Origin of the sequence: Paenibacillus sp. V4I5 (assembly GCF_030817255.1) — a bacterium.
Classification (GTDB): Bacteria; Bacillota; Bacilli; order Paenibacillales; family NBRC-103111; genus Paenibacillus_E.
The window spans coordinates 2,232,074-2,250,926 of the sequence record NZ_JAUSZB010000002.1 but is presented as its reverse complement, the minus strand read 5'-3'; the positions used below and the strand labels follow the sequence as shown (position 1 = coordinate 2,250,926).

Here is an 18,853-nt window from a genome sequence, read left to right as displayed (position 1 = left end):
GTAACTATTTTACGATTGTTCCGCTAACGGGGTAGTAACACGATTATGCAAGTGTGGGATCCAAGGGAAAAGGGGACTCTACTAGGTTTTGACTTAGTTGAAAGTAAGCTTAGAGGAACATGATTCATTACGCTAACGAGGAAATATAAATGAATAAACATCAACGTTATGAAGCTGCCGGCACGATCGGCAGCTTCATAACGTTGATGGGTAGCATAGCTGAAAAATATACCTTCGCAGTTATTAATATGACACATATTGACATATTAATGGTTTAAAATGGGCGGTAGATCAACGAAAGGAGTAATAGATTATGTAACTCCTAAATGGAAAAGTGGCTTTGGTGGCAGGTGCAACACGAGGCGCTGGTAGAGGAATAGCTATCGAATTAGGCGCGGCTGGGGCGACTGTTTATGTGACAGGACGCACGACACGAACACAACGCTCCGAGTACAATCGTCCTGAAACAATTGAAGAAACCGCTGAACTTGTAAGTAATGCGGGTGGTCGAGGAATAGCGGTTCAAGTGGATCATCTGGATCCTGATCAGGTACAGGCTCTAATTGCCCGCATTGAAAATGAACAGGGGAGACTGGACATCCTGGTCAACGATGTTTGGGGGGCTGAATATTTGGCACAGTGGAACGTGCCCGTATGGGAGCACTCCCTTGAACGGGGGCTTCGCATGCTTCGGCTTGCAATTGACACACATATCATTACAAGCCACTTTGCACTACCCCTGTTAATCCGAAACAAGAATGGACTGGTAATAGAGATAACGGATGGCACAGCAGAATACAACGATAGAAACTACCGTTTATCAATGTTCTACGATCTAGCCAAGACGTCTGTCATTCGTATGGCTCAGTCTTTAGCTCATGAACTGTCACCATATAAATGCACCGCAATAGCAGTAACCCCGGGTTGGATGCGTTCTGAAATCATGCTTGATCACTATGGTGTTAAGGAAGAAAACTGGCGTGACGCCACTGTGAAGGAACCTCATTTCATCATCTCGGAATCGCCGCGTTTTGTAGGGCGTGCCGTTGCCGCGCTAGCTGGAGATCCGGAAGCTGCCCGATGGAACGGTCACTCTGTGTCAAGCGGTAAGCTCGCACAAGTGTATGGTTTTTATGATCTTGACGGCTCACAGCCTGACTGCTGGCGGTATCTCGAAGAAGTGCAGGATGCAGGCAAACCAGCGACTGCTTCTGGGTACCGCTAATATTCAATAAAAAAGAAGGGATTCAAGTGTTCTGTAGAAAGGTTTTGGGTTCTTACAGGTCGTTTATATTGACGCATTCAAACATTCAACTACCGGGAAACTATAGTTCAATATCAGAAGGGCTGCCGTGCTGCAGCCCTTTGTTGCGCTAACGGGTAGAATAGCGACATAAGCTCCCTGTAACTCTCCAAGCCAGATCTGCTTGACATGACACCAAATTGTGTCCTATAATCAAAGTGTCACTAAATGGTGTCCAATTGGGAGTTAGTCATTTGGAAAGTGCTTGGAGGCATCGCGCTCGTCGTGCCAGGTTTTCCTCGGCTTAAAGAATGGGTTCACACTGGTATCGATTATGGTGATAGCTGGGAGAGCGTGTTGTGAGCGATGTTGTTGACAAGACATCAAATGGTGTCTTATAATCAAAAAATTTCCAGATGGTGTCCGATTGGGAAATAAATAAAATGCTTAGGAGAGGGTGTTGTGAACGAAAACAACCCGTTGCGTGATGTGTTTGACGCGATTGCAGATCCAACTAGGCGCCGATTGATACGTCTGTTATCAGAGGCAGAGGAGATACCGCTTCATGAATTAACGGCACAGTTTGAAATGGGCCGTACAGCGGTATCCAAGCATTTGACAATCCTTAAAGATGCCGGACTGGTACTTGACCGAAAAGTCGGCAGAGAAACGCGGTTTAGGCTAAACGCCTCTCCACTCAGAGAAATTCAAGATTGGGTGGCTTTCTACAGCAAGTTCTGGAGTACGAATATGTTGCACTTGAAGCAACTATTAGAGGAGGAAGAAGAATGAGTTTAACATTAACCTTGGATTTTCAGTACAAGACATCGATTGAGAAGCTTTGGTTCGCCTTAACTGATTCAAGCAAGCTTGCCAAGTGGGTGGTCAATATCCACACCGGTCAGGCGATGGAAAATGATTTTAAGCCTGTTGTAGGACATCGTTTTCAGTTTCGTACTCAGCCGACCGAATGGTGGGATGGCATTGTTGACGGCGAAGTGCTTATCGTGGACGCACCAAACCGGTTGTCCTATACTTGGGCCAGTGGAGGAGAGAAGCACACGGTCACCTGGACGCTGCAGGATTTAGGGGACGCAAAGGTTAACCTTCATCTCGAACAAACCGGAATCTCAAATGCTCAAGCACTGGGTGGAGCTAAGTATGGCTGGGGTAAATGGTGCGGCGAGCTTGAAAAGGTGTTGGAACAATAACCGCATTCGGTGCTAAAACATCTCCTTCCCCAATGCTAAATTAATGGGTACGATAGTGAGATGTCCCAACACCATAAAGCAGATCACTTAATGGTATCTGTTGCCCATCAAGTAATCTGTTGTTACACGTATGTCGGATGTACTGTCAGCTGAACGAAAAATTGATGAGGGGTTTTCCTTGATGACAATTAGTAGAATGAATCCTAAGGTTGATGGATTTTTAAGAAAAGCTAAAAACTGGAAGGAAGAATTTGAGAAGTTGAGAAATATCGTTCTTGACTGTGAGCTGACCGAAGACTTTAAGTGGATGCATCCTTGTTACACGTTTGAGGAAAAAAACATAGTTTTAATACATGGATTTAAGGAATATTGTGCGCTTCTGTTTCACAAAGGTGCCTTGTTAAAGGATGCCCATGGGATTCTAATCCAACAAACGGAGAATGTACAGGCGGCGCGCCAGATTCGGTTCACCAATCTTCAAGAAATAGTTGAAATGGAAACCATCTTGAAAGCCTATATTTATGAAGCCATTGAAGTTGAAAAAGCCGGTTTGGAAGTGAACTTTAAGAAGACGACAGAATACATAATCCCTGAAGAATTTCAAAATAAACTCGATGAAATCCCTGCCTTGAAAACTGCTTTTGAAGCATTGACGCCGGGACGGCAAAGAGCATACATTCATTATTTTTCAGAACCCAAACAATCCAAAACTCGAGAGTCAAGGGTTGAAAAATGTATGCAGCCAATTTTCGATGGAAAGGGATTAAATGATTAGTATATTCGATGGGAAAATCAAGCTTTCAAATAATTTAAAATGGAAAATCCACGGTGTCTCCAGCCTCTATGTGGCCGACAACAGTGCTTTACCTTACATCGGGGCCGAAAATCAAATATTGACCACGATTGCACTCGCTTAGTTGAATAATAGAAAAAAGCAGACCAAGACTGTATTATTCAGTTTTGGGCTGTTTTTTGTTGATGCCCCCACCAAGAATACATTAAATACATGTAAACAATGTGCAGACCTTTATATTTCAAAGGGGTTTTCACACGCTCGTTTAGATAATATCAGCTTTACTGATACTACCCTATCTATGAAGACTTCGCATGATTGATAGCGGTCTCGATGTAGGCTCTCAAAGTCTTGATGAACGTGCGCATGGCGTATCCGACATATCTGTCGCTGCGGTAGATCAGATAAATGTCCTGAGAAGGCGTAGGATTCCTCAGGTGCACGACTTTGATGTCTGTATTGTGAAGATTATCCAGTAGCAATCGCGGCAGAACACAGGTGCCAACTCCGCTCTGTACCATCTGGAGGAGGGAGGATAACGTTGTCGTCACCATATGTGGCTGCAGAGTAAACCCGTTGTCCATGCAAAAGCGGTCGATCAGCTTACGGCATTGATGGTCGGGTGGGAACATGACCATCTTCAACGCATGCAGCCTGTTCAAGGGGATGAAGCTCTCCGTGGCAAGGGGATCATTCATACTTACCGCTAATGAGAATTCCTCGTGGAACAGGGGAATTGATGTGAGACGTTCATCGATAATAGGTCCAATGGTTACGCCAACGTCGATGCTTCGGTCCAGAACTTGTTCTGTTACTTTCATGGTTTCCAGAAGGGACAGCGAGATGGTGGGATAGGTCTGATGGAAGTTCAGTAGCAAGGCATTAAACATGAGATCCGCGTCACCGGGCAAGACGCCGATGGATAGCGATCCGCCTTGCATCTGCTTCAGATCAGCAATGGCGTCGCTCGCTTGCTGCAGACGCTCGAACACGGCAGCACCATGTTCATGAAGAATCGCTCCGGCTTCTGTAAGGACAATTGTTTTTCCCACACGATCGAACAACAGAACCCCTATTTCTTCTTCCAATCTCCTTATCTGTTGGCTGATGTTGGGTGCGCTGACTCCCATTTTTTCGGCCGCTCTCGTGAAGTGAAGCTCTTCACAAATCGCCATAAAATACTGTAGTTGTTTTAACTCCATAGCTCACACCTGCTTTCAATTGCATCGCTGAATGCATGTTCAATGATTATTGTTACTCCATCTTCTTTTACTGTCAATGAATAATCGTTAACTTATACTTAACGTTCCGGTAATGCCCACTGTATTGATGGAAAGTTCCATGAGACCTATACTACGAATATATCAAGCGCTTCTCATTACAAAAGGAGGAAATTAGTTATGACACAATCGATTATTAACACCGGTAAAGTACTGCATCAGGTTGTGATTGGTAAGCTTCAGGGAGTTACGGAGGGATATTTCGACAAGCAGCCGGAAGGCTTCAACAATACCATCCGTTGGAATGTCGGCCATATGATTTATTGGATGGATAAGTATTCTACCCTAAGCTTCGGCTCCCCGTCGGCCATACCGGACTCGTATGATACGCTGTTTAACTCTGGAACAAAGCCTTTGGACTGGACGTTTGCTCCTCCATCGAAGGAAGAGTTGTTCGAGATGTTAACGGCGCAGCTTTCCCGCCTATCTGAGCTGACACCTGAAATGCTGGGTGAGAAGCTTTCAACTCCGTATCCCTTGGGACCGTTCCAATTCAACACCGCCGGCGAGTTGTTCAACTTCGCTCTGATTCACGAAGCCATTCACCTTGGAACGATATCGAGCCAACTAAAGGTCCTGTCGCGCTAACCAATGAAAAGCAATACACCAAAGTTAGAAAAGTATAGACAAACGACTTATTGACAACTCAATATTTGGAGCGACCAATAAACCATAATGAGGAGAATTCTTTTATGGAGAAATCCGTTGGCTCAGTCCCATCCCGAACTTGCGAAGTGTTTGATGCTTTTAGGCGGGCTTTCGAAACAGGGCATACAGTCGATTTTCTTAAGAAGGTTACAGAAGGTTTTCATTTCTTCGTTCCGCTCCCGCTAGAGGGGTGGAATCACGAGCAGCATGGCAAAGAGCGGTTCGAGGAATTGATCAGGTTCGAGCGCTCAGTATTGCAGGTGCAGCTGACTCCGCTCATCTTGCTTGAGAATGAGGACAACGGGATGGTGGTTTTTCGCGCGGAAGGTTCGTTGAATGGGGGGCCTTATCACAATGAGCTTGCGGTCGTCTTCGAGTTCGAGGCAGAGCGGATCCGCTCCTTCCGCGAATATGTAGGTATGCCGTTAAAAAACTACGAAACCCCATAAATGATCGGTTAAAAAAGAGAGGCAACTTGTCTACCTCTCTTTTTTCGTCTATTCAAAAGATTATTTAGAAAACCAATTTTGAAGCAATTCTGCTTCCTTTGTAGTGTGAAGTCCAGCTTTACGTGTTTCGTGAGTAGGGCGAGTTCTATCCCACTTCCAGGTATCAATAACTGTTTCTGCCAATGGTCGCGTTGTAAAGCCGGCTGTGAAAATTTTTGAGTTGTTGACATCAAACATGCCATGCAAGGACTTAAGCCATAGCGGGAGTTCCTTCCATTCACCGACTTCGTTGCTGTTCAGAAAATCATTATCCACCCACACAAAATTCGCGTCAGAATGGGACACAGATTTGCATGTCTCCAGGAGTTCGCCCATCGTATACGTAGCACCGCTAACGTTGAAGATACCTGTTACGCTATCCTCAACCGCACGGATGTTCCAGTCGGCCAGATCGCGTACGTCAACCGTTTGTATTTGGCGATTCACTCCTTCTGGAACCAACACGTCGCCTCCTTTTGCGACTCTCGTTGGCCAATAGGTGAAGCGGTCGCTGTAATCGTAAGGTCCCACGATCAGCCCAGGTCGAATGTGGAGCACACGACCAGGCAGGAGTGTTTCGAGTTCCTGTTCGCATAACGCTTTTAATGCCCCATACTCCGAACCATAGTAAGGTCCAGCGCCTTCAGTTGTAACTTCCTCCAACCTTTCTGAAGAAATGGTACTGACAGGAGAGTTTTCATCAACTCTCTGAGTTAGATCGTTGTAAACAGAAACGCTAGAGATGAACGTATAATGTTTTACTGCATTTTTCAAAAATTCTGCTGATTGGCGCACAATATTCGGGAAGAAACCACAAGTGTCAATCACTGCATCCCAATGTCGACCTCTGAGTGCCTCCAAGTTGTCTTTCCGATCACCGATTAATCGTTCTACGTTCGGGAACATATCGATGGAGCTGTTTCCGCGATTGAACAACGTTACTTCATGTCCACGTGCCAATGCAGCTTCAGTCAAAAAACGGCCAACAAAGCGAGTTCCCCCAAGAATCAACAGTTCCATTCGAAAGCCTCCTTATGTACGAAATGAATCGTTTAATCATTTTTTTTCATTCTGGTTCATTAATCGTTCGGTACAAACATCCTCTTTTCCTTCCTAAACATCCAAGTTTTTTAAATGCAAGAGATATAAAACCTTTCCTCCGTCATAGACATGCCAACGCGTGCGAGATATAGTCACGACTTTCCTGCAGGGATAATGCAGACGACAGAGCCTATACTAGACGATCTATTGAACTAGCGGATAACTATAGTTGAGAAGGAGTGCATCTTCTAAAGCAGCTCCTCTTTGATTTTTTTTGGTGGTTTGATTAAACTATATTGTAAAAAGGGATTTCATTGAAAGGGCAGGAATACAATGAAGAAAAAAGCAACAGTGAAATTAGATGATCTAATTAATGAGATTGATATTCAAATGGACGAGACCTTTACATATATAAACACTCATACGGGAGAAGTTATTACATTAACAAGAGAAGAGATAAGAGCCGCAGAAGATGAAGAACCACTTGAAAAGTTTCCGGATTGGCAAAGAGAGAACATTGAAACAGCCATAAAAATTATTGAAGATGAAAACGATGTTTACTTGGATTTCACACTAAGAAACGAGTACCATGAGTATGAAATAATAGAAGAATTTATCGGAACATTAAGCGAAGATGAGGTTAGAGAAGAATTGTTTGGAGCTATTCAAGGAAGAGGGGCATTTAGAAGATTTAAGGACGGGATCATAGAACATGGCGTTGAAAAACAATGGTATGAATTCAAAGAAAAAAAGTTAAAGGAATTAGTTATCGATTGGTGTGAAGCGAAGGATCTTGTAATAGAGGAATGAAGTAAAACTGGTACTATCAAGAAACAAGAGCAGTTGTAGATGAACATTGCAAAAAGCTGACTGAGTGAACAGTCAGCCTTTTTTCTTGGCTGAAAACCTTATTGAATGTCTTTCTATATTTATCCGATAAAAAACCTTCAAAATTTTCAAAACCGGCAGCAGCTTTAGGGCTACTGGTCATTTATAGTATGAAAGATGTCAGTTTGTTAGCTGGTAACCACGGTGTCCCTGAACTAATCTCTGTCACGATAGTTGCTTTACTCCATATTTGGCGAAGAAACATGCTCTTATCAATTGCAAGCGGTACGATCGTCTACATGTTAATTGAAATGTTAAATCATATTGATACTAAGAACCATTTTTCCTCGCCATTCCCCGGTACTTGCCTCAGATATGTTCAAGCCGGCATGTTGTAGTAGGGCATTTGAATAATAGGTATTATGCCTAAAACCATTGGCATGGCTCCTTCATAGAATACAAAGTTAAAACCTTATGAAGGGAAGAGATATATGGACATTCCAATAACCGGATTTGTCATGCATTCCAATGATGAAAACGCAAAACACTCACATAAGTTGTTTATTACTTCTTGGAATGGTCGTCCTGTTCATGTTCATCCGTTTTCAGGAATTACCTCATTTGATGATGGACATAATCACCAATACGCAGGTATGACAGAACCAGCACCAAGCGGAGTCCAACATGTTCATAATTATTACGCAGAAACTTCATTTAATGGGGGTCATACTCATATTATTCAAGGAACCACAGGACCATCTATTCCCTTGCCAAACGGAGGGCATATTCATTATTTCCAAGGTTATACAACAATAAATGGAATGCATCCTCATTCGCACATGTATAGCGGCAACACAGGCAACGAACTGTAATTATAGCTTTATAAGTAGATTAAAAGTAACCTAGAATAGAGTTTCAAGCCTTCTCAAAGATTCGGGTTCTAAATTTCTGGAGACTAAAATAGCTCAATAACACCTTAGACGAGCTGCCGGCATGATCGGCAGCCTCGTTAAGCTATTTGGCGGATTTCAATTGTATAAGGCCGCAACAGCATGCAATTGAATACGTATAAAATATATGGAAATTTAGTGAGTTATGGAGGTATTATGTTCGAGTTACAAACTTATCTGGCAAAACCACCAAAGTTACTTGAAATTGAATTCGGATCTGATTTAGCAGAAGTTTATAAATATCAACGCGAGAAACTTTATATTGCTATGAATGATGCAGAGAACTAAGAAATCTTATTGAAAATAAGAAATTCGATCCTCGAACTGAAACGTATTTTAAGCTGTATGGTTAACCTAGGGGTATTTCACAGATCGGCAGATATGTCTGAACCTGAGAGAATACTCAGACGAATTGAACGATGTGAATCACTATTGGACTAAGTTATACCGTTAAAAGCGATTATGGACCGAGCTGAAGGCCGGGAAAAAGTACCAGCGGAAACTTAGGTGTTAGACCTGCGGAGCAGAAAGGGGAGGTACATGAAAATGAAAATAATCACCGCCACCCCCTCCAGGGATAACAAGTACCACGGCCAAGGCCCCAGATAATTAAGCAACGTATCACCGGACGGTTTTTCTGTGACGAATAGGTAGTTTCCTCCTGTTATCCAATTTACGGGGATGATTACTGCCAAAAGACCGTTCATAATCAGAAGTACTCTCCAAATCGAACGCCACGTTGGCCGATAGCCATGCACCCAGGTCATATACAAGGCAACCCATACAATGGCGCCATGACCGATAAAAAAGTAAAAATAAGTGAAATGGGGAAATCCGGACAGGATGGCCGCCGGTGTCAGCAATGCCTGTATGGCACCGCCGGCACCTGCAAAATATAAAAATTCATAAATCCGATAAAATGGAAAAAGCAGTATGACGATGGTCAAGATGTAGCTGATGCTGCATAGCTGGAGGGGAAGGGACTGCTCTAAGGAAAACTGCTCGAAATAAAAATACCATCCGTACAATAAGACTTCAAACACGATGAGGAGCGTGAAAAGTCCAAACCTGATTCTGTTCTTCCAGTCTTCGTGGCGAAGCGAGTTTTTAAACCGATACAGCAGCAGAACCAGTAAAGCTATTCCGACAAGCGGAAGAATATGTTGTGGAGTAAACATGGCAAAAGGATACTCCGTTTCCGAAAACCAGTCCATAAAAATCCACTTCCCTTTTATTGGAAATTTATATAGCTATTCTGCGAACTATTTTATCCATACTTGAAATGGTACAAACCTGAAAGACGTACAGAAACATTTGGTTTATTTTCATCAACAAAAACCATTAAGAATCACAACAGTAAATTTCAGCTTTTTCTTAGCGTATAGAAACTTATAGAGTTCTAATTTGTAGATCAGTTGGAGATAAAAGGTTCCACTTTTGGTAATCCTATACCAAAAGGTGGTGTTTTATATTGTGGATTATGAAAACAGAACATAAAAGAGATGAAGATGGTGGGACGGTAGCTCTAGAATTGGAAACCGATGATAAGCGTCTTGATGTTAATGTTAGATGGGATGGTTGTACAGAAATTCACGTATATTCAGTTACAGAAGAAAATCGTGAACTTAAAGATACTTTTCATACGTGTGATTTAAAAGGATTTATTGATACGTTGAAGACCCTTGATAACGTTTGTCAGGATTACTTTGGTGAGGGAAGTTATTGGGAACGAAAAAAAGATGAAGAGGAATAGCGTACGCGAAGCAATTACAATAGAATATTCCGATAATGACCCGCATAATGCTGGTTTTCGTTTTTTATTCGGATAAGTAAGGTGTTCTAGTAGCCTGTTCGGAGTAATTGTTTTGTTAGCAACGCTAGTTCAAAAAAGTGGAGGAGCTTCAGCGTTGCAGCTCCTTTTTTCATTGAGGTACGGAAAACGATAGTATAATCACTCAAGTGCCGGGTTAAAGTTCATCTATCATAACCACGACTTTGAGTTCGCGAAATATGAAGGAAAAACAGGCATGGAGATTTTATTTGAGGAGTCGGATCCAGATAGTGTGAATTTCGAGCTGGACGTTTATTGGGTGCAAGCTGGTGGGGCCGATCCGATCGAGTGGATTCGAAAGATGGAAGGAAGAATGAAGGTTGTTCATTTCAAGGACATGATTGTGACACCGGATCGGAAACAGCGTTTTTCGGAAGTCGGCGAAGGTAATATGAATTTCAAAGGGATTATTCAAGCATGCGAGGAGATCGGCGAGGAGTGGGCCGCGGTCGAGCAGGACGACTGTTATGACCGCAATCCTTTCGAAAGTTTGGAGATCAGCTTTACCAATCTTGCGAAATTAGGGTTAAAGCATAGATGAACTTACGCTTAAGATTGTAATGAGACATTACTTGACATCTTCAAAGTGGTATATTATAGTCGGACAAGCTAATAAGAAAAGGCATTTACATCAAGGTCTTGAGGAAAAAGGCAGTAACGGTACAATCAAAGCCTTGAACACAGGGAAATCCTAGGCTCAATTGAACTTAGGTTATAAGTGACAACTTTATCATGACCATTCTTACATAGAGAGGAGAAGTACTGTTGGATTCACTTTGGTTGGAGTATGCATGGGCATTATTGATTCTTATTGGATTGGAAGGTTTGCTATCGGCGGATAATGCCCTTGTTTTGGCGGTTATCGCGAAGCATTTACCGGAGGACCAGAAGAAGAAAGCCATTAATTATGGGATCATTATGGCTTTTGTTTTTCGCTTCGCCGCTCTGTTTGCGATATCGTTTATTGCGAACGTCTGGCAAATACAGGCGATCGGAGCAGCTTATCTTCTATACCTTGGGTTAAAGCACATAATCAAAGCGCGTTTCGGCAAGGAAAACGAGAACATCCGCGAGGACATAAAAAAAGATGCTGCAGGAAAAGGCTTCTGGCCAACCGTAGGAAAAATTGCTCTTGCGGATCTCGCCTTTGCGATTGATTCCATTCTTGCTGCAGTAGCTCTAGCACTTGGTCTCCCGGACTCACCGCTTCGTGATTTCGGGGGTATGGACGGAGGACAATTCATTGTTGTCGTGCTTGGTGGAGTCGCTGGGCTCGTCCTAATCAAATTCGCGGCTACTTGGTTTGTAAAGCTGCTTGGTCAGAGGCCGGCACTGGAGACCACGGCTTACGCGATCGTGGCATGGGTCGGCGTGAAGCTCGCTGTGATTACCCTGGCCCATCAAGATATTGGTGTGTTAGATCATCATTTCCCGCATAGCACAGGCTGGTCCCTTATCTTCTATGGTGTATTAGTTGCGATCGCCCTTCTCGGTTGGTTTGCGCCTGCGAAAAAAAGTTCACAGGCTGATCAGCCCTAGGTTCAACATCCAGACTGCCCTTCATTGCTGACAGGTGGCCATCCCCTAAAGGATGGCCATTTTGCATTTTGACTTTACCTGCAGGTTAGTTGATCAAGTCATAAATTGAATAGTTTTAGTTATGAGCATTTCTTTGTAATGAGAAATGCTTTTTATCTTTGTTTAAAAATAAAAGGGAATGTAGAAAACAATCATAATACATTGTGTAACAACTAAAATATATTGTAAAACGATAAATTATGTGTTAAAGTCAAATTAACAATAAATAGGTGAGGTGCTTTTTATGAAACAAGGAACAACACTCTTTTTAAAGATAGCTGTTATTCTTATTGGAATCCCAGTTCTTGCTTTGTGCATATTTCTGGTGCCTGAGATAGGGAATTTTGCAGCAGAATTGTATCCAGATATTCCTTATCTGAAATATCTCGTTTTCATTGATTTGTATGCAACAGCGATACCTTTTTACTTTGCTCTGTATCAAGCTTTTAAACTTTTAAGCTATATTGACAAGAACGAGGCTTTCTCTGAATTATCTGTTCGAGCTTTAAAGAATATAAAATACTGTGCAATCACATTCAGCAGCTTGTATGTAGTAGGCATGCCACTCTTCTATCTCGTGGCGGAGAAAGACGATGCCCCAGGTATCATAGTAATCGGACTGGTCATGATTTTTGCCTCCATGGTGATTGCCGTTTTTGCTGCTGTTCTCCAAAGACTTTTAAAAGAGGCTATTGATATAAAATCAGAAAATGACTTAATAGTCTGAGGTGAATAACATGGCAATTATAATCAATATTGATGTGATGTTGGCTAAAAGGAAAATGAGTGTTACAGAACTTTCGGAGAGGGTTGGAATAACGATGGCTAATCTTTCTATATTGAAAAATGGAAAGGCAAAAGCGATTAGATTATCAACTTTAGAGGCGATTTGTAAGGCTTTAGAATGTCAGCCTGGAGATATTTTAGAATACAGAAGTGACGAAGACACGCAAGCATAATAAAGTTTGGTTAATAAACATTGTGGAGGAAAGTAGGACTTAATAGGACAATTATTAGGGGAGGTATAACCATGGATATTAACAATCTGATTATTGAAAATATGGCTAATCCCCATGAGCTGGAGAGAATGTTTAGAAAAGAACCCGAAGCTTTTAAAAAGTCATTCTCATACGCCTGGGAACAGAACCCTGATTCGCAGGTTCTTGCCATTTGGTATGAAAGATTGCATTTTAAAGAGACGGCACATACAGAAAAAACTTCCTTGCTTCAGAAAGATTTCTTATCCATGGGGATTTTAGCAATTCTGGCCGGGATTAGCACAAGGATCATTTTTTATTTTGTCGAACAGCAAGATATAGCCCCTATTAACCTTGTATTTGGTATACTTCCCTTAATTTCCATCTATTTTGTGTACAATAATACCCCGAAAAAAATTGTTCTTTACACCCTAGTATCGTCATTCCTAATCTCCGGGTTTTATCTGAATATGCTGCCACTAGAGCAAAAAGACAGTATTATTCTGGCTAATATACACCTACCCATATTCTTGTGGGTATTATTAGGGCTTGCATTTACAGGAAATGAATATGGCAGAGGCAGCACAAAATTAGCCTATCTTAAATTCAATGGGGAATTTTGCATACTCTACGCCAGCATGGCGATTAGTGGAATGCTGCTAACAGCATTAACCATGCAGTTATTTAGATTTGTAGGCATGGATATATCTGAATTCTATTTTAAAAATGTCGTTTTATTTGGTGCTGCTGCGCTCACTCTTGTGGCTACATACCTCGTATCTAGGAACCTTAAACTTGCTAAAAATATAGCACCCTATATAGCCAAAATTTTTAGTCCTCTTGTACTGGTAACATTGTTGGTCTATCTTATAACGGTTATTTGGGTCGGGAAAAATCCATTCTTGGACCGCAATTTCCTCTTATCTTTCAACGGAATACTCCTTAGTGTATTGGCCGTCACCATATTCTCCATTACCGAAAGCGGCACAGACGAGAAAAAGAACATTTCTGATTATATAAATTTTGCCCTAATTGTTCTTGCTCTTCTCATTGACAGTGTGGCTTTATCAGCCATAGTGTTCAGGCTTTCTTCTTATGGGATTACGCCCAACAGACTTGCTGTTTTAGGCGTAAACATACTTATCTGGGCCAATCTAATTTGGATTATGCTCTCCTATATGCGTTTTCTACAAAACAAAACCGGACCGTTGGCCATCCAAGATGCCGTTACTAAGTATTTGCCGGTCTACGGACTTTGGGCAGCTTTCGTTACATTTACTTTTCCTTTAATTTTTTATTAGAAAAACTATAATTCCAGTCCACATAAAATATGTTCGTTCCACTAACGAAGAACGATAGTGAAGGAGCTTGCCTCGTGGCAACTCCTTTTTTTTCATTAAAGTAACGGACATTAATCCTAAACAAATGGGGCTGGACATTTCAAAATACTGGAGCTTTACTTAGCTTTATCCGTAAGTATCGTTCATCGTTACTTCACAATTTTGTCACACGAAAGATGGTACATAGCTACTTAGAGTCTTGATATGTACTTTAAATCGAACTACAATAGTAATTATTACTATTAACATACATAGATGGTGTGGAGGAGCAACAATAATGAAACTATGGGGAACAAGAATACTCGCGGTGGGGGTTGTATGTACGACGATGCTGGCCGGCTGTGCCAAGCCTGCGGAAATCGATTCGACTGCACAGACAGAGGCAGCAAAACCGAAAGCAATTACGCTGTCTTGGGCTAAGGATATTGGCAGCTTAAATCCGCATCTTTATGCTCCGAATGAACTATTCGCGCAGGCGATGGTGTATGAGCCGCTTGTGCAGTACGGAGTAAAGGGCGATATTCAGCCTGCGTTGGCAGAAAAATGGGATATTACACCAGATGGTAAAACGTATACGTTTCATTTGCGCAAAGGTGTGAAATATTCAGACGGTTCGGAACTTGATGCAGCGAATGTGAAGAGAAACTTCGATGCCCTGCTGGCGAATGGGAAGCGCCACAGTTGGTTAGGATCGATCAATGAAATCAAAAATACGGAAATCGTCGATCCACAAACCTTTAAGATCGAATTGAAAAATTCATACTATCCGTTTTTGCAGGAGCTTTCGCTTATTCGTCCGCTGCGTATGCTCGGTAATGCTGGCTTCCCTGATGACGGAAGAACGGCCCAGACGATCAAAAAGCCAATAGGAACGGGCCCTTGGGTACTGACTGACTATAGAATAGATGAACAAGCGGTATTTACGCGCAACGAACATTACTGGGGAGAGAAGCCGAAGCTGGATAAAGTGACGATCAAGATCATTCCCGATCCGCAAGCCCGTGCGATGGCGTTGGAGAAGAAGGAAATCGATATGATTTTCGGCAGTGGTCAGCTGACCCCGAATGCATTCAAATCGCTGAAGGATACGGGCAAGTACCAGACTCTTGTCTCCGAGCCGCTCTCCACGCGAGTGCTGGCGGTGAACTCCAACAAAGGTCCTACGCGGGAGTTAAATGTCCGTCAAGCCCTAGAATATGCGTTTGACAAAAAGACCGTTATCGAGCATGTGCTCAACGGTGTCGAGAAGCCGGCGGACACGCTGTTTTCACCTGCGTTACCTTACAGCAACGTGAATTTGAAGCCTTACGAGTATAATTTGGAAAAAGCGAAGTCGCTGCTGGATGCATCGGGCTGGAAGCTGGCAAACGGTAAACCATTCCGTGAAAAAGACGGGAAAGTACTGGAGCTTGATCTCGTCTATGATAGCAACGACCAAGTACAAAAGACGATCTTTGAGTATATGCAAGGGGAATGGCGTAAAATTGGGATCAAAGGAAATATGATAGGCGAAGAGAGGCAAGCGTTCACGAACCGGCAGAAAGAGGGCGCATTTAACTTGGCCTTCAACGAAACCTGGGGCATTCCCTATGATCCGCATACGGTTGTAGCCTCGATGCGCGAATTGAGTCATGCCGACTATCAAGCTCAAGCAGGCTTACCGATGAAAAAAGAGATTGACGATAAAATTTCTCAAGTTATCATTAGCACCGATGAGAAAACAAGGCAAGAACTGTACACGTACATTCTGACGACATTGCATGAGCAGGCGGTGTACTTGCCGATCTCCTATACGGTAAATGTGGCTGTCGCGAATAACAATGTGAGCGGTGTTTCGTTTTATCCGATGCAGTTTGAAATTCCGTTTAAAGCATTTGATATCAAGTAGGTGCTGTTCATGATTACCTTTTTAGCAAGAAGAATTGGCAGTATGCTGCTTGTGATTATGGGAATAACGGTTGTGGCCTTTCTGTTAATCCGCCTTATCCCTGTTGATCCGGCGGAAGCTTACTTGAATTTGTCTAAGGTTCCCATTACGCAAGCTGCGCTTGATGCGGCGCGCAAGGAACTTGGACTTGATCGCCCTTTGTTCGAGCAATATGCCCAGTGGATAAGTCATGCGGTGCGTCTTGATTTTGGCACATCTTTTATATCGAAAAAGCCCGTATGGACCGAATTGGAAGAACGGTTTAGGGTGACGGCTCAGCTTGGTCTTGTGTCTCTCGTGTTGATCTTTCTGATCAGCGTACCCGCAGGTATCTGGTCTGCGGTGCGCAATAACGGTTGGTTTGACCGGATTACCCGGATCAGCATATTTGCAGTTGCCTCTATGCCGAGTTTTTGGTTAGCTTTTATTTTGATGTATTGGTTGGCATTCAAATGGGATTTACTACCGCTTATGGGACGGGGTACTTTGGCGCATATGGTACTGCCGTCGTTGACGCTGGCGCTCATTTACAGCACGTATTATATACGGCTGATACGAACGAGTATGCTCGAACATATGGAGCAGCCGCACGTCTGGTATGCTCGGTCTCGCGGGGTGCGGGAACCGCTTATCATCGTCCGGCATGTAGGGAAGAGCACACTGCTGCCTATCGTAACGTCGCTCGGGATTACGCTTGGTCATTTGCTGGGCGGAACGGTCATCGTTGAAAATGTTTTTGCAATACCGGGCATCGGTCGCTACTTGATCGAGTCGATGATGAATCGGGATTATGCGGTCGTCCAATGTTTTGTTTTGGTGATCGGCGTCTTTTTTGTCGTCATTAATTTACTCGCCGACATGGTCTGCGCAATCGTCGATCCGCGCATTCGAGAGAAAGGAGAGTGACGACATGGGCGAACGTATAGGACTAAAGCTGCATCTGCCTAAGGCGCTAATGATTAGCGGGGGCTGCTTGCTAATACTGGTGATGATTGCCGTGCTAGCACCGCACCTTATGCCGCACGATCCGTATGAGGTCGATATTATACACAAATTACAGCCGCCTTCATGGGATTATCCGCTCGGCACAGATCATCTGGGTCGCTGTGTTTTGTCGCGAATCATTGCCGGTGCGCGCGTATCGCTCACTGCGGCTTTCGTCGTTATAGCCATTACACTTGTACTGAGCCTGATTATCGGAATCGCTGCGGGTTATATGGGAGGTTGGCTCGATCAGCTTTTAATGCGCATTTGCGATTTGTTTTTAGCTTTCCCAAGCTTGATCTTCGCATTGGCCATAGTTGGCTTGTTGGGCGGTGGCGTGGTTAATCTGGTCGTGGCGATGGTCGCCGTCCATTGGGTCGGCTACGCGAGGATGATTCGGATGATGGTCGTTAGCTTAAAGGAACGAAATTACGTGCTATCAGCGAAAATAACCGGGGCTTCCGGCATCCGTATTATGTTTCAACACATTTTGCCGTTCGTGCTGCCGCAAATCATTGTGCTTCAGTTTTTGCAGATGGGCTCGATTATTTTACAAATTTCGGAATTATCATTTCTTGGGTTAGGTGTGCAGGCTCCGATGGCTGAATGGGGCATGATGATCAACGACAGCAAGTCATTGATGGGCAGCCATCCGCTGCTGATGATCGCCCCGGGGATGATGATCTTCGTTACGGTTGTGGCGTTCAATTGGTTCGGCGATACGCTGCGTGATACGCTTGATCCGAAATTAAGTTAATAGAATGGAGCTTCGTATGGAACAATCTGTCGTTCTGGACATTCGTAATTTACAAGTCGATCTACCCATTCATGGCGGGCGGCCGAAGCGTGTTGTAAGCAATATCAGTTTGACGCTAAGGCAGAGACATGTGTTAGGCATTGTCGGTGAGAGCGGCAGCGGCAAAACGATGGTATGTTCGGCGGTTCTCCGCCTATCTAGTGCCAAACAGCAGGTTAAGGGCAGCATTCGTTTTTGCGGCAAGGAACTGCTTGAGTTGCCTGAGGCGAGAATGCGTAAACTGCGCGGTAAAGATATGGCCTTAATCATGCAAAATCCAATGGCTGCTTTTAATCCGATTGTGACTATCGGCAATCACTTTATCGAGACGATTCGTTCTCATATGCCGATGAGAAAAGCGGAAGCGCATAGGCTTGCTTTCACCCAAATTCAGCGATTTCGACTGCCGCATGGGGAGCGGCTGATGAGTATGTACCCCTTTGAGCTAAGTGGGGGGATGCTGCAGCGTGTCATGATCGCGATTGCCGCTTGTATGAATCCGAAGCTGCTCATCGCCGATGAACCGACGACCGCTCTTGACACGACGACGCAGCTGGCGATATTGGAAGAGCTGCAAATGCTGCGCGAACAAAGCGGCACGAGTATGCTGCTCGTGTCGCATGACCTTGGTGTCATAGCAAAGCTTGCGGATGAAGTGGCCGTGATGAGGCGGGGCATTCTGGTGGAAAAAGGACCTGCTGAGCTCCTATTTAACCGTCCGTGTCATCCGTATACGCAGGCGCTGTTGGCGGCGCGGGAGGGCAGTGGCGAACTTGCGGCTTCGGTGAATGATTGGAACGGGACGGCGCCCGCTAGCGCAGAAGAGGATGACACCGCGGACGGTTCCTTGGTCGAAGTGGCACCGGGGCATTGGGTGCGAATCACAAAATCGAGTAGCAGGTGAAATAATGAGTGTATTGGAATTAAATGATGTTTCG

Annotated in this window: 22 protein-coding genes and 3 pseudogenes; 22 read left to right on the top strand and 3 right to left on the bottom strand. The window is 43.7% G+C overall.

From position 1 onward, the window contains the following. Nucleotides 1-149 precede the first annotated feature (149 nt). The 7 genes and pseudogenes from QFZ78_RS12165 (at nucleotide 150) to QFZ78_RS12135 (ending at nucleotide 3,371) form a co-directional block, all read left to right on the top strand. The gene (locus QFZ78_RS12165; RefSeq protein WP_307547767.1) at nucleotides 150-278 is read left to right on the top strand and encodes a hypothetical protein; all 129 of its coding nucleotides are present in this window, start codon (nucleotides 150-152) and stop codon (nucleotides 276-278) included. A 56-nt stretch (nucleotides 279-334) separates the two neighbouring features. Next, nucleotides 335-1,225 (top strand): SDR family oxidoreductase, encoded by an 891-nt coding sequence (locus tag QFZ78_RS12160; protein WP_307547765.1) that lies wholly within the window; start codon nucleotides 335-337, stop codon nucleotides 1,223-1,225. A gap of 264 nt (nucleotides 1,226-1,489) precedes the next feature. Beyond that, nucleotides 1,490-1,573, top strand: a pseudogene (locus tag QFZ78_RS38525) (DoxX family protein); the annotation flags it as partial. Between the two features lie 132 nt (nucleotides 1,574-1,705). After that, nucleotides 1,706-2,035, top strand: a complete 330-nt coding sequence (locus QFZ78_RS12150; protein ID WP_307547763.1) for an ArsR/SmtB family transcription factor — start codon at nucleotides 1,706-1,708, stop codon at nucleotides 2,033-2,035. Next, the gene (locus QFZ78_RS12145) at nucleotides 2,032-2,454 is read left to right on the top strand and encodes an SRPBCC family protein (protein ID WP_307547762.1); all 423 of its coding nucleotides are present in this window, start codon (nucleotides 2,032-2,034) and stop codon (nucleotides 2,452-2,454) included. The genes QFZ78_RS12150 and QFZ78_RS12145 overlap by 4 nt, the downstream gene beginning before the upstream one ends. A gap of 181 nt (nucleotides 2,455-2,635) precedes the next feature. After that, complete coding sequence (locus QFZ78_RS12140) at nucleotides 2,636-3,229, top strand: YdeI/OmpD-associated family protein (protein WP_307547761.1); 594 nt, start codon at nucleotides 2,636-2,638, stop codon at nucleotides 3,227-3,229. After that, nucleotides 3,222-3,371, top strand: coding sequence for a GMC oxidoreductase (locus QFZ78_RS12135; RefSeq protein ID WP_307547759.1), 150 nt, complete (start codon nucleotides 3,222-3,224; stop codon nucleotides 3,369-3,371). The genes QFZ78_RS12140 and QFZ78_RS12135 overlap by 8 nt, the downstream gene beginning before the upstream one ends. Nucleotides 3,372-3,546: 175 nt before the next feature. Here QFZ78_RS12135 and QFZ78_RS12130 read toward each other — a convergent pair whose 3' ends face one another. Next, nucleotides 3,547-4,449: a LysR family transcriptional regulator gene (locus QFZ78_RS12130; protein ID WP_307547757.1), complete on the bottom strand. Its 903-nt coding sequence runs from the start codon at nucleotides 4,447-4,449 to the stop codon at nucleotides 3,547-3,549. Between the two features lie 198 nt (nucleotides 4,450-4,647). Here QFZ78_RS12130 and QFZ78_RS12125 point away from each other — a divergent pair, with 198 nt between their 5' ends. Both QFZ78_RS12125 and QFZ78_RS12120 read left to right on the top strand, forming a co-directional pair. Next, nucleotides 4,648-5,115: a DinB family protein gene (locus QFZ78_RS12125; RefSeq protein ID WP_307547754.1), complete on the top strand. Its 468-nt coding sequence runs from the start codon at nucleotides 4,648-4,650 to the stop codon at nucleotides 5,113-5,115. Between the two features lie 104 nt (nucleotides 5,116-5,219). Further along, a complete protein-coding gene (locus QFZ78_RS12120) occupies nucleotides 5,220-5,624 on the top strand; it encodes a nuclear transport factor 2 family protein (protein ID WP_307547752.1) in 405 nt (134 codons plus the stop codon). Nucleotides 5,625-5,684: 60 nt separating this feature from the next. Here QFZ78_RS12120 and QFZ78_RS12115 read toward each other — a convergent pair whose 3' ends face one another. Further along, the gene (locus tag QFZ78_RS12115) at nucleotides 5,685-6,683 is read right to left on the bottom strand and encodes an SDR family oxidoreductase (protein ID WP_307547749.1); all 999 of its coding nucleotides are present in this window, start codon (nucleotides 6,681-6,683) and stop codon (nucleotides 5,685-5,687) included. A gap of 354 nt (nucleotides 6,684-7,037) precedes the next feature. Between QFZ78_RS12115 and QFZ78_RS12110 the strand changes: the two genes are divergently transcribed. The 3 genes and pseudogenes from QFZ78_RS12110 to QFZ78_RS12100 all read left to right on the top strand — a co-directional run bounded on the left by QFZ78_RS12110 (nucleotide 7,038) and on the right by QFZ78_RS12100 (nucleotide 8,404). Further along, a complete protein-coding gene (locus QFZ78_RS12110) occupies nucleotides 7,038-7,514 on the top strand; it encodes a UPF0158 family protein (protein WP_307547747.1) in 477 nt (158 codons plus the stop codon). Nucleotides 7,515-7,615: 101 nt separating this feature from the next. Beyond that, nucleotides 7,616-7,849 (top strand): annotated as a pseudogene (locus QFZ78_RS12105) (branched-chain amino acid transporter permease); the annotation flags it as partial. Nucleotides 7,850-8,023: 174 nt separating this feature from the next. Further along, complete coding sequence (locus QFZ78_RS12100; protein WP_307547746.1) at nucleotides 8,024-8,404, top strand: YmaF family protein; 381 nt, start codon at nucleotides 8,024-8,026, stop codon at nucleotides 8,402-8,404. A 581-nt stretch (nucleotides 8,405-8,985) separates the two neighbouring features. On the opposite strand, the gene QFZ78_RS12095 is transcribed toward QFZ78_RS12100, so the two are convergent. Further along, nucleotides 8,986-9,696 (bottom strand): YwaF family protein, encoded by a 711-nt coding sequence (locus QFZ78_RS12095; protein WP_307547743.1) that lies wholly within the window; start codon nucleotides 9,694-9,696, stop codon nucleotides 8,986-8,988. A gap of 266 nt (nucleotides 9,697-9,962) precedes the next feature. Between QFZ78_RS12095 and QFZ78_RS12090 the strand changes: the two genes are divergently transcribed. From QFZ78_RS12090 to QFZ78_RS12045, 10 genes and pseudogenes are all read left to right on the top strand, one after another. After that, complete coding sequence (locus tag QFZ78_RS12090; protein WP_307555640.1) at nucleotides 9,963-10,235, top strand: hypothetical protein; 273 nt, start codon at nucleotides 9,963-9,965, stop codon at nucleotides 10,233-10,235. A gap of 220 nt (nucleotides 10,236-10,455) precedes the next feature. Beyond that, a pseudogene (locus tag QFZ78_RS12085) lies at nucleotides 10,456-10,854 on the top strand (sugar phosphate isomerase/epimerase family protein); the annotation flags it as partial. Between the two features lie 224 nt (nucleotides 10,855-11,078). Continuing rightward, complete coding sequence (locus tag QFZ78_RS12080; RefSeq protein ID WP_307547741.1) at nucleotides 11,079-11,852, top strand: TerC family protein; 774 nt, start codon at nucleotides 11,079-11,081, stop codon at nucleotides 11,850-11,852. Between the two features lie 283 nt (nucleotides 11,853-12,135). Beyond that, entirely contained in the window at nucleotides 12,136-12,618 is a 483-nt protein-coding gene (locus tag QFZ78_RS12075) for a DUF2975 domain-containing protein (RefSeq protein WP_307547739.1), read from the top strand. Between the two features lie 10 nt (nucleotides 12,619-12,628). Next, on the top strand, nucleotides 12,629-12,850 hold the full coding sequence (locus tag QFZ78_RS12070; RefSeq protein WP_307547737.1) for a helix-turn-helix domain-containing protein: 222 nt from the start codon (nucleotides 12,629-12,631) through the stop codon (nucleotides 12,848-12,850). Nucleotides 12,851-12,921: 71 nt separating this feature from the next. Continuing rightward, entirely contained in the window at nucleotides 12,922-14,169 is a 1,248-nt protein-coding gene (locus tag QFZ78_RS12065; RefSeq protein WP_307547735.1) for a DUF4153 domain-containing protein, read from the top strand. 316 nt (nucleotides 14,170-14,485) lie between these two features. Next, entirely contained in the window at nucleotides 14,486-16,096 is a 1,611-nt protein-coding gene (gene nikA, locus QFZ78_RS12060) for a nickel ABC transporter substrate-binding protein (protein WP_307547734.1), read from the top strand. A 9-nt stretch (nucleotides 16,097-16,105) separates the two neighbouring features. Further along, nucleotides 16,106-17,041, top strand: a complete 936-nt coding sequence (gene nikB, locus QFZ78_RS12055; RefSeq protein WP_307547732.1) for a nickel ABC transporter permease — start codon at nucleotides 16,106-16,108, stop codon at nucleotides 17,039-17,041. A gap of 4 nt (nucleotides 17,042-17,045) precedes the next feature. Next, on the top strand, nucleotides 17,046-17,876 hold the full coding sequence (gene nikC, locus QFZ78_RS12050; protein WP_307547730.1) for a nickel transporter permease: 831 nt from the start codon (nucleotides 17,046-17,048) through the stop codon (nucleotides 17,874-17,876). A 16-nt stretch (nucleotides 17,877-17,892) separates the two neighbouring features. After that, nucleotides 17,893-18,819, top strand: a complete 927-nt coding sequence (locus tag QFZ78_RS12045) for an ABC transporter ATP-binding protein (protein WP_307547729.1) — start codon at nucleotides 17,893-17,895, stop codon at nucleotides 18,817-18,819. The last annotated feature ends 34 nt before the right edge of the window (nucleotides 18,820-18,853 follow it).

Coding starts and splice junctions, on each gene's coding strand:
- QFZ78_RS12165 (WP_307547767.1), top strand. CDS start 150: ATGAATAAACATCAACGTTATGAAGCTGCCGGCACGATCGGCAGCTTC.
- QFZ78_RS12145 (WP_307547762.1), top strand. CDS start 2,032: ATGAGTTTAACATTAACCTTGGATTTTCAGTACAAGACATCGATTGAG.
- QFZ78_RS12140 (WP_307547761.1), top strand. CDS start 2,636: ATGACAATTAGTAGAATGAATCCTAAGGTTGATGGATTTTTAAGAAAA.
- QFZ78_RS12135 (WP_307547759.1), top strand. CDS start 3,222: ATGATTAGTATATTCGATGGGAAAATCAAGCTTTCAAATAATTTAAAA.
- QFZ78_RS12130 (WP_307547757.1), bottom strand. CDS start 4,449: ATGGAGTTAAAACAACTACAGTATTTTATGGCGATTTGTGAAGAGCTT.
- QFZ78_RS12125 (WP_307547754.1), top strand. CDS start 4,648: ATGACACAATCGATTATTAACACCGGTAAAGTACTGCATCAGGTTGTG.
- QFZ78_RS12120 (WP_307547752.1), top strand. CDS start 5,220: ATGGAGAAATCCGTTGGCTCAGTCCCATCCCGAACTTGCGAAGTGTTT.
- QFZ78_RS12115 (WP_307547749.1), bottom strand. CDS start 6,683: ATGGAACTGTTGATTCTTGGGGGAACTCGCTTTGTTGGCCGTTTTTTG.
- QFZ78_RS12110 (WP_307547747.1), top strand. CDS start 7,038: ATGAAGAAAAAAGCAACAGTGAAATTAGATGATCTAATTAATGAGATT.
- QFZ78_RS12100 (WP_307547746.1), top strand. CDS start 8,024: ATGGACATTCCAATAACCGGATTTGTCATGCATTCCAATGATGAAAAC.
- QFZ78_RS12095 (WP_307547743.1), bottom strand. CDS start 9,696: ATGGACTGGTTTTCGGAAACGGAGTATCCTTTTGCCATGTTTACTCCA.
- QFZ78_RS12090 (WP_307555640.1), top strand. CDS start 9,963: ATGAAAACAGAACATAAAAGAGATGAAGATGGTGGGACGGTAGCTCTA.
- QFZ78_RS12075 (WP_307547739.1), top strand. CDS start 12,136: ATGAAACAAGGAACAACACTCTTTTTAAAGATAGCTGTTATTCTTATT.
- QFZ78_RS12070 (WP_307547737.1), top strand. CDS start 12,629: ATGGCAATTATAATCAATATTGATGTGATGTTGGCTAAAAGGAAAATG.
- QFZ78_RS12065 (WP_307547735.1), top strand. CDS start 12,922: ATGGATATTAACAATCTGATTATTGAAAATATGGCTAATCCCCATGAG.
- nikA (WP_307547734.1), top strand. CDS start 14,486: ATGAAACTATGGGGAACAAGAATACTCGCGGTGGGGGTTGTATGTACG.
- nikB (WP_307547732.1), top strand. CDS start 16,106: ATGATTACCTTTTTAGCAAGAAGAATTGGCAGTATGCTGCTTGTGATT.
- nikC (WP_307547730.1), top strand. CDS start 17,046: ATGGGCGAACGTATAGGACTAAAGCTGCATCTGCCTAAGGCGCTAATG.
- QFZ78_RS12045 (WP_307547729.1), top strand. CDS start 17,893: ATGGAACAATCTGTCGTTCTGGACATTCGTAATTTACAAGTCGATCTA.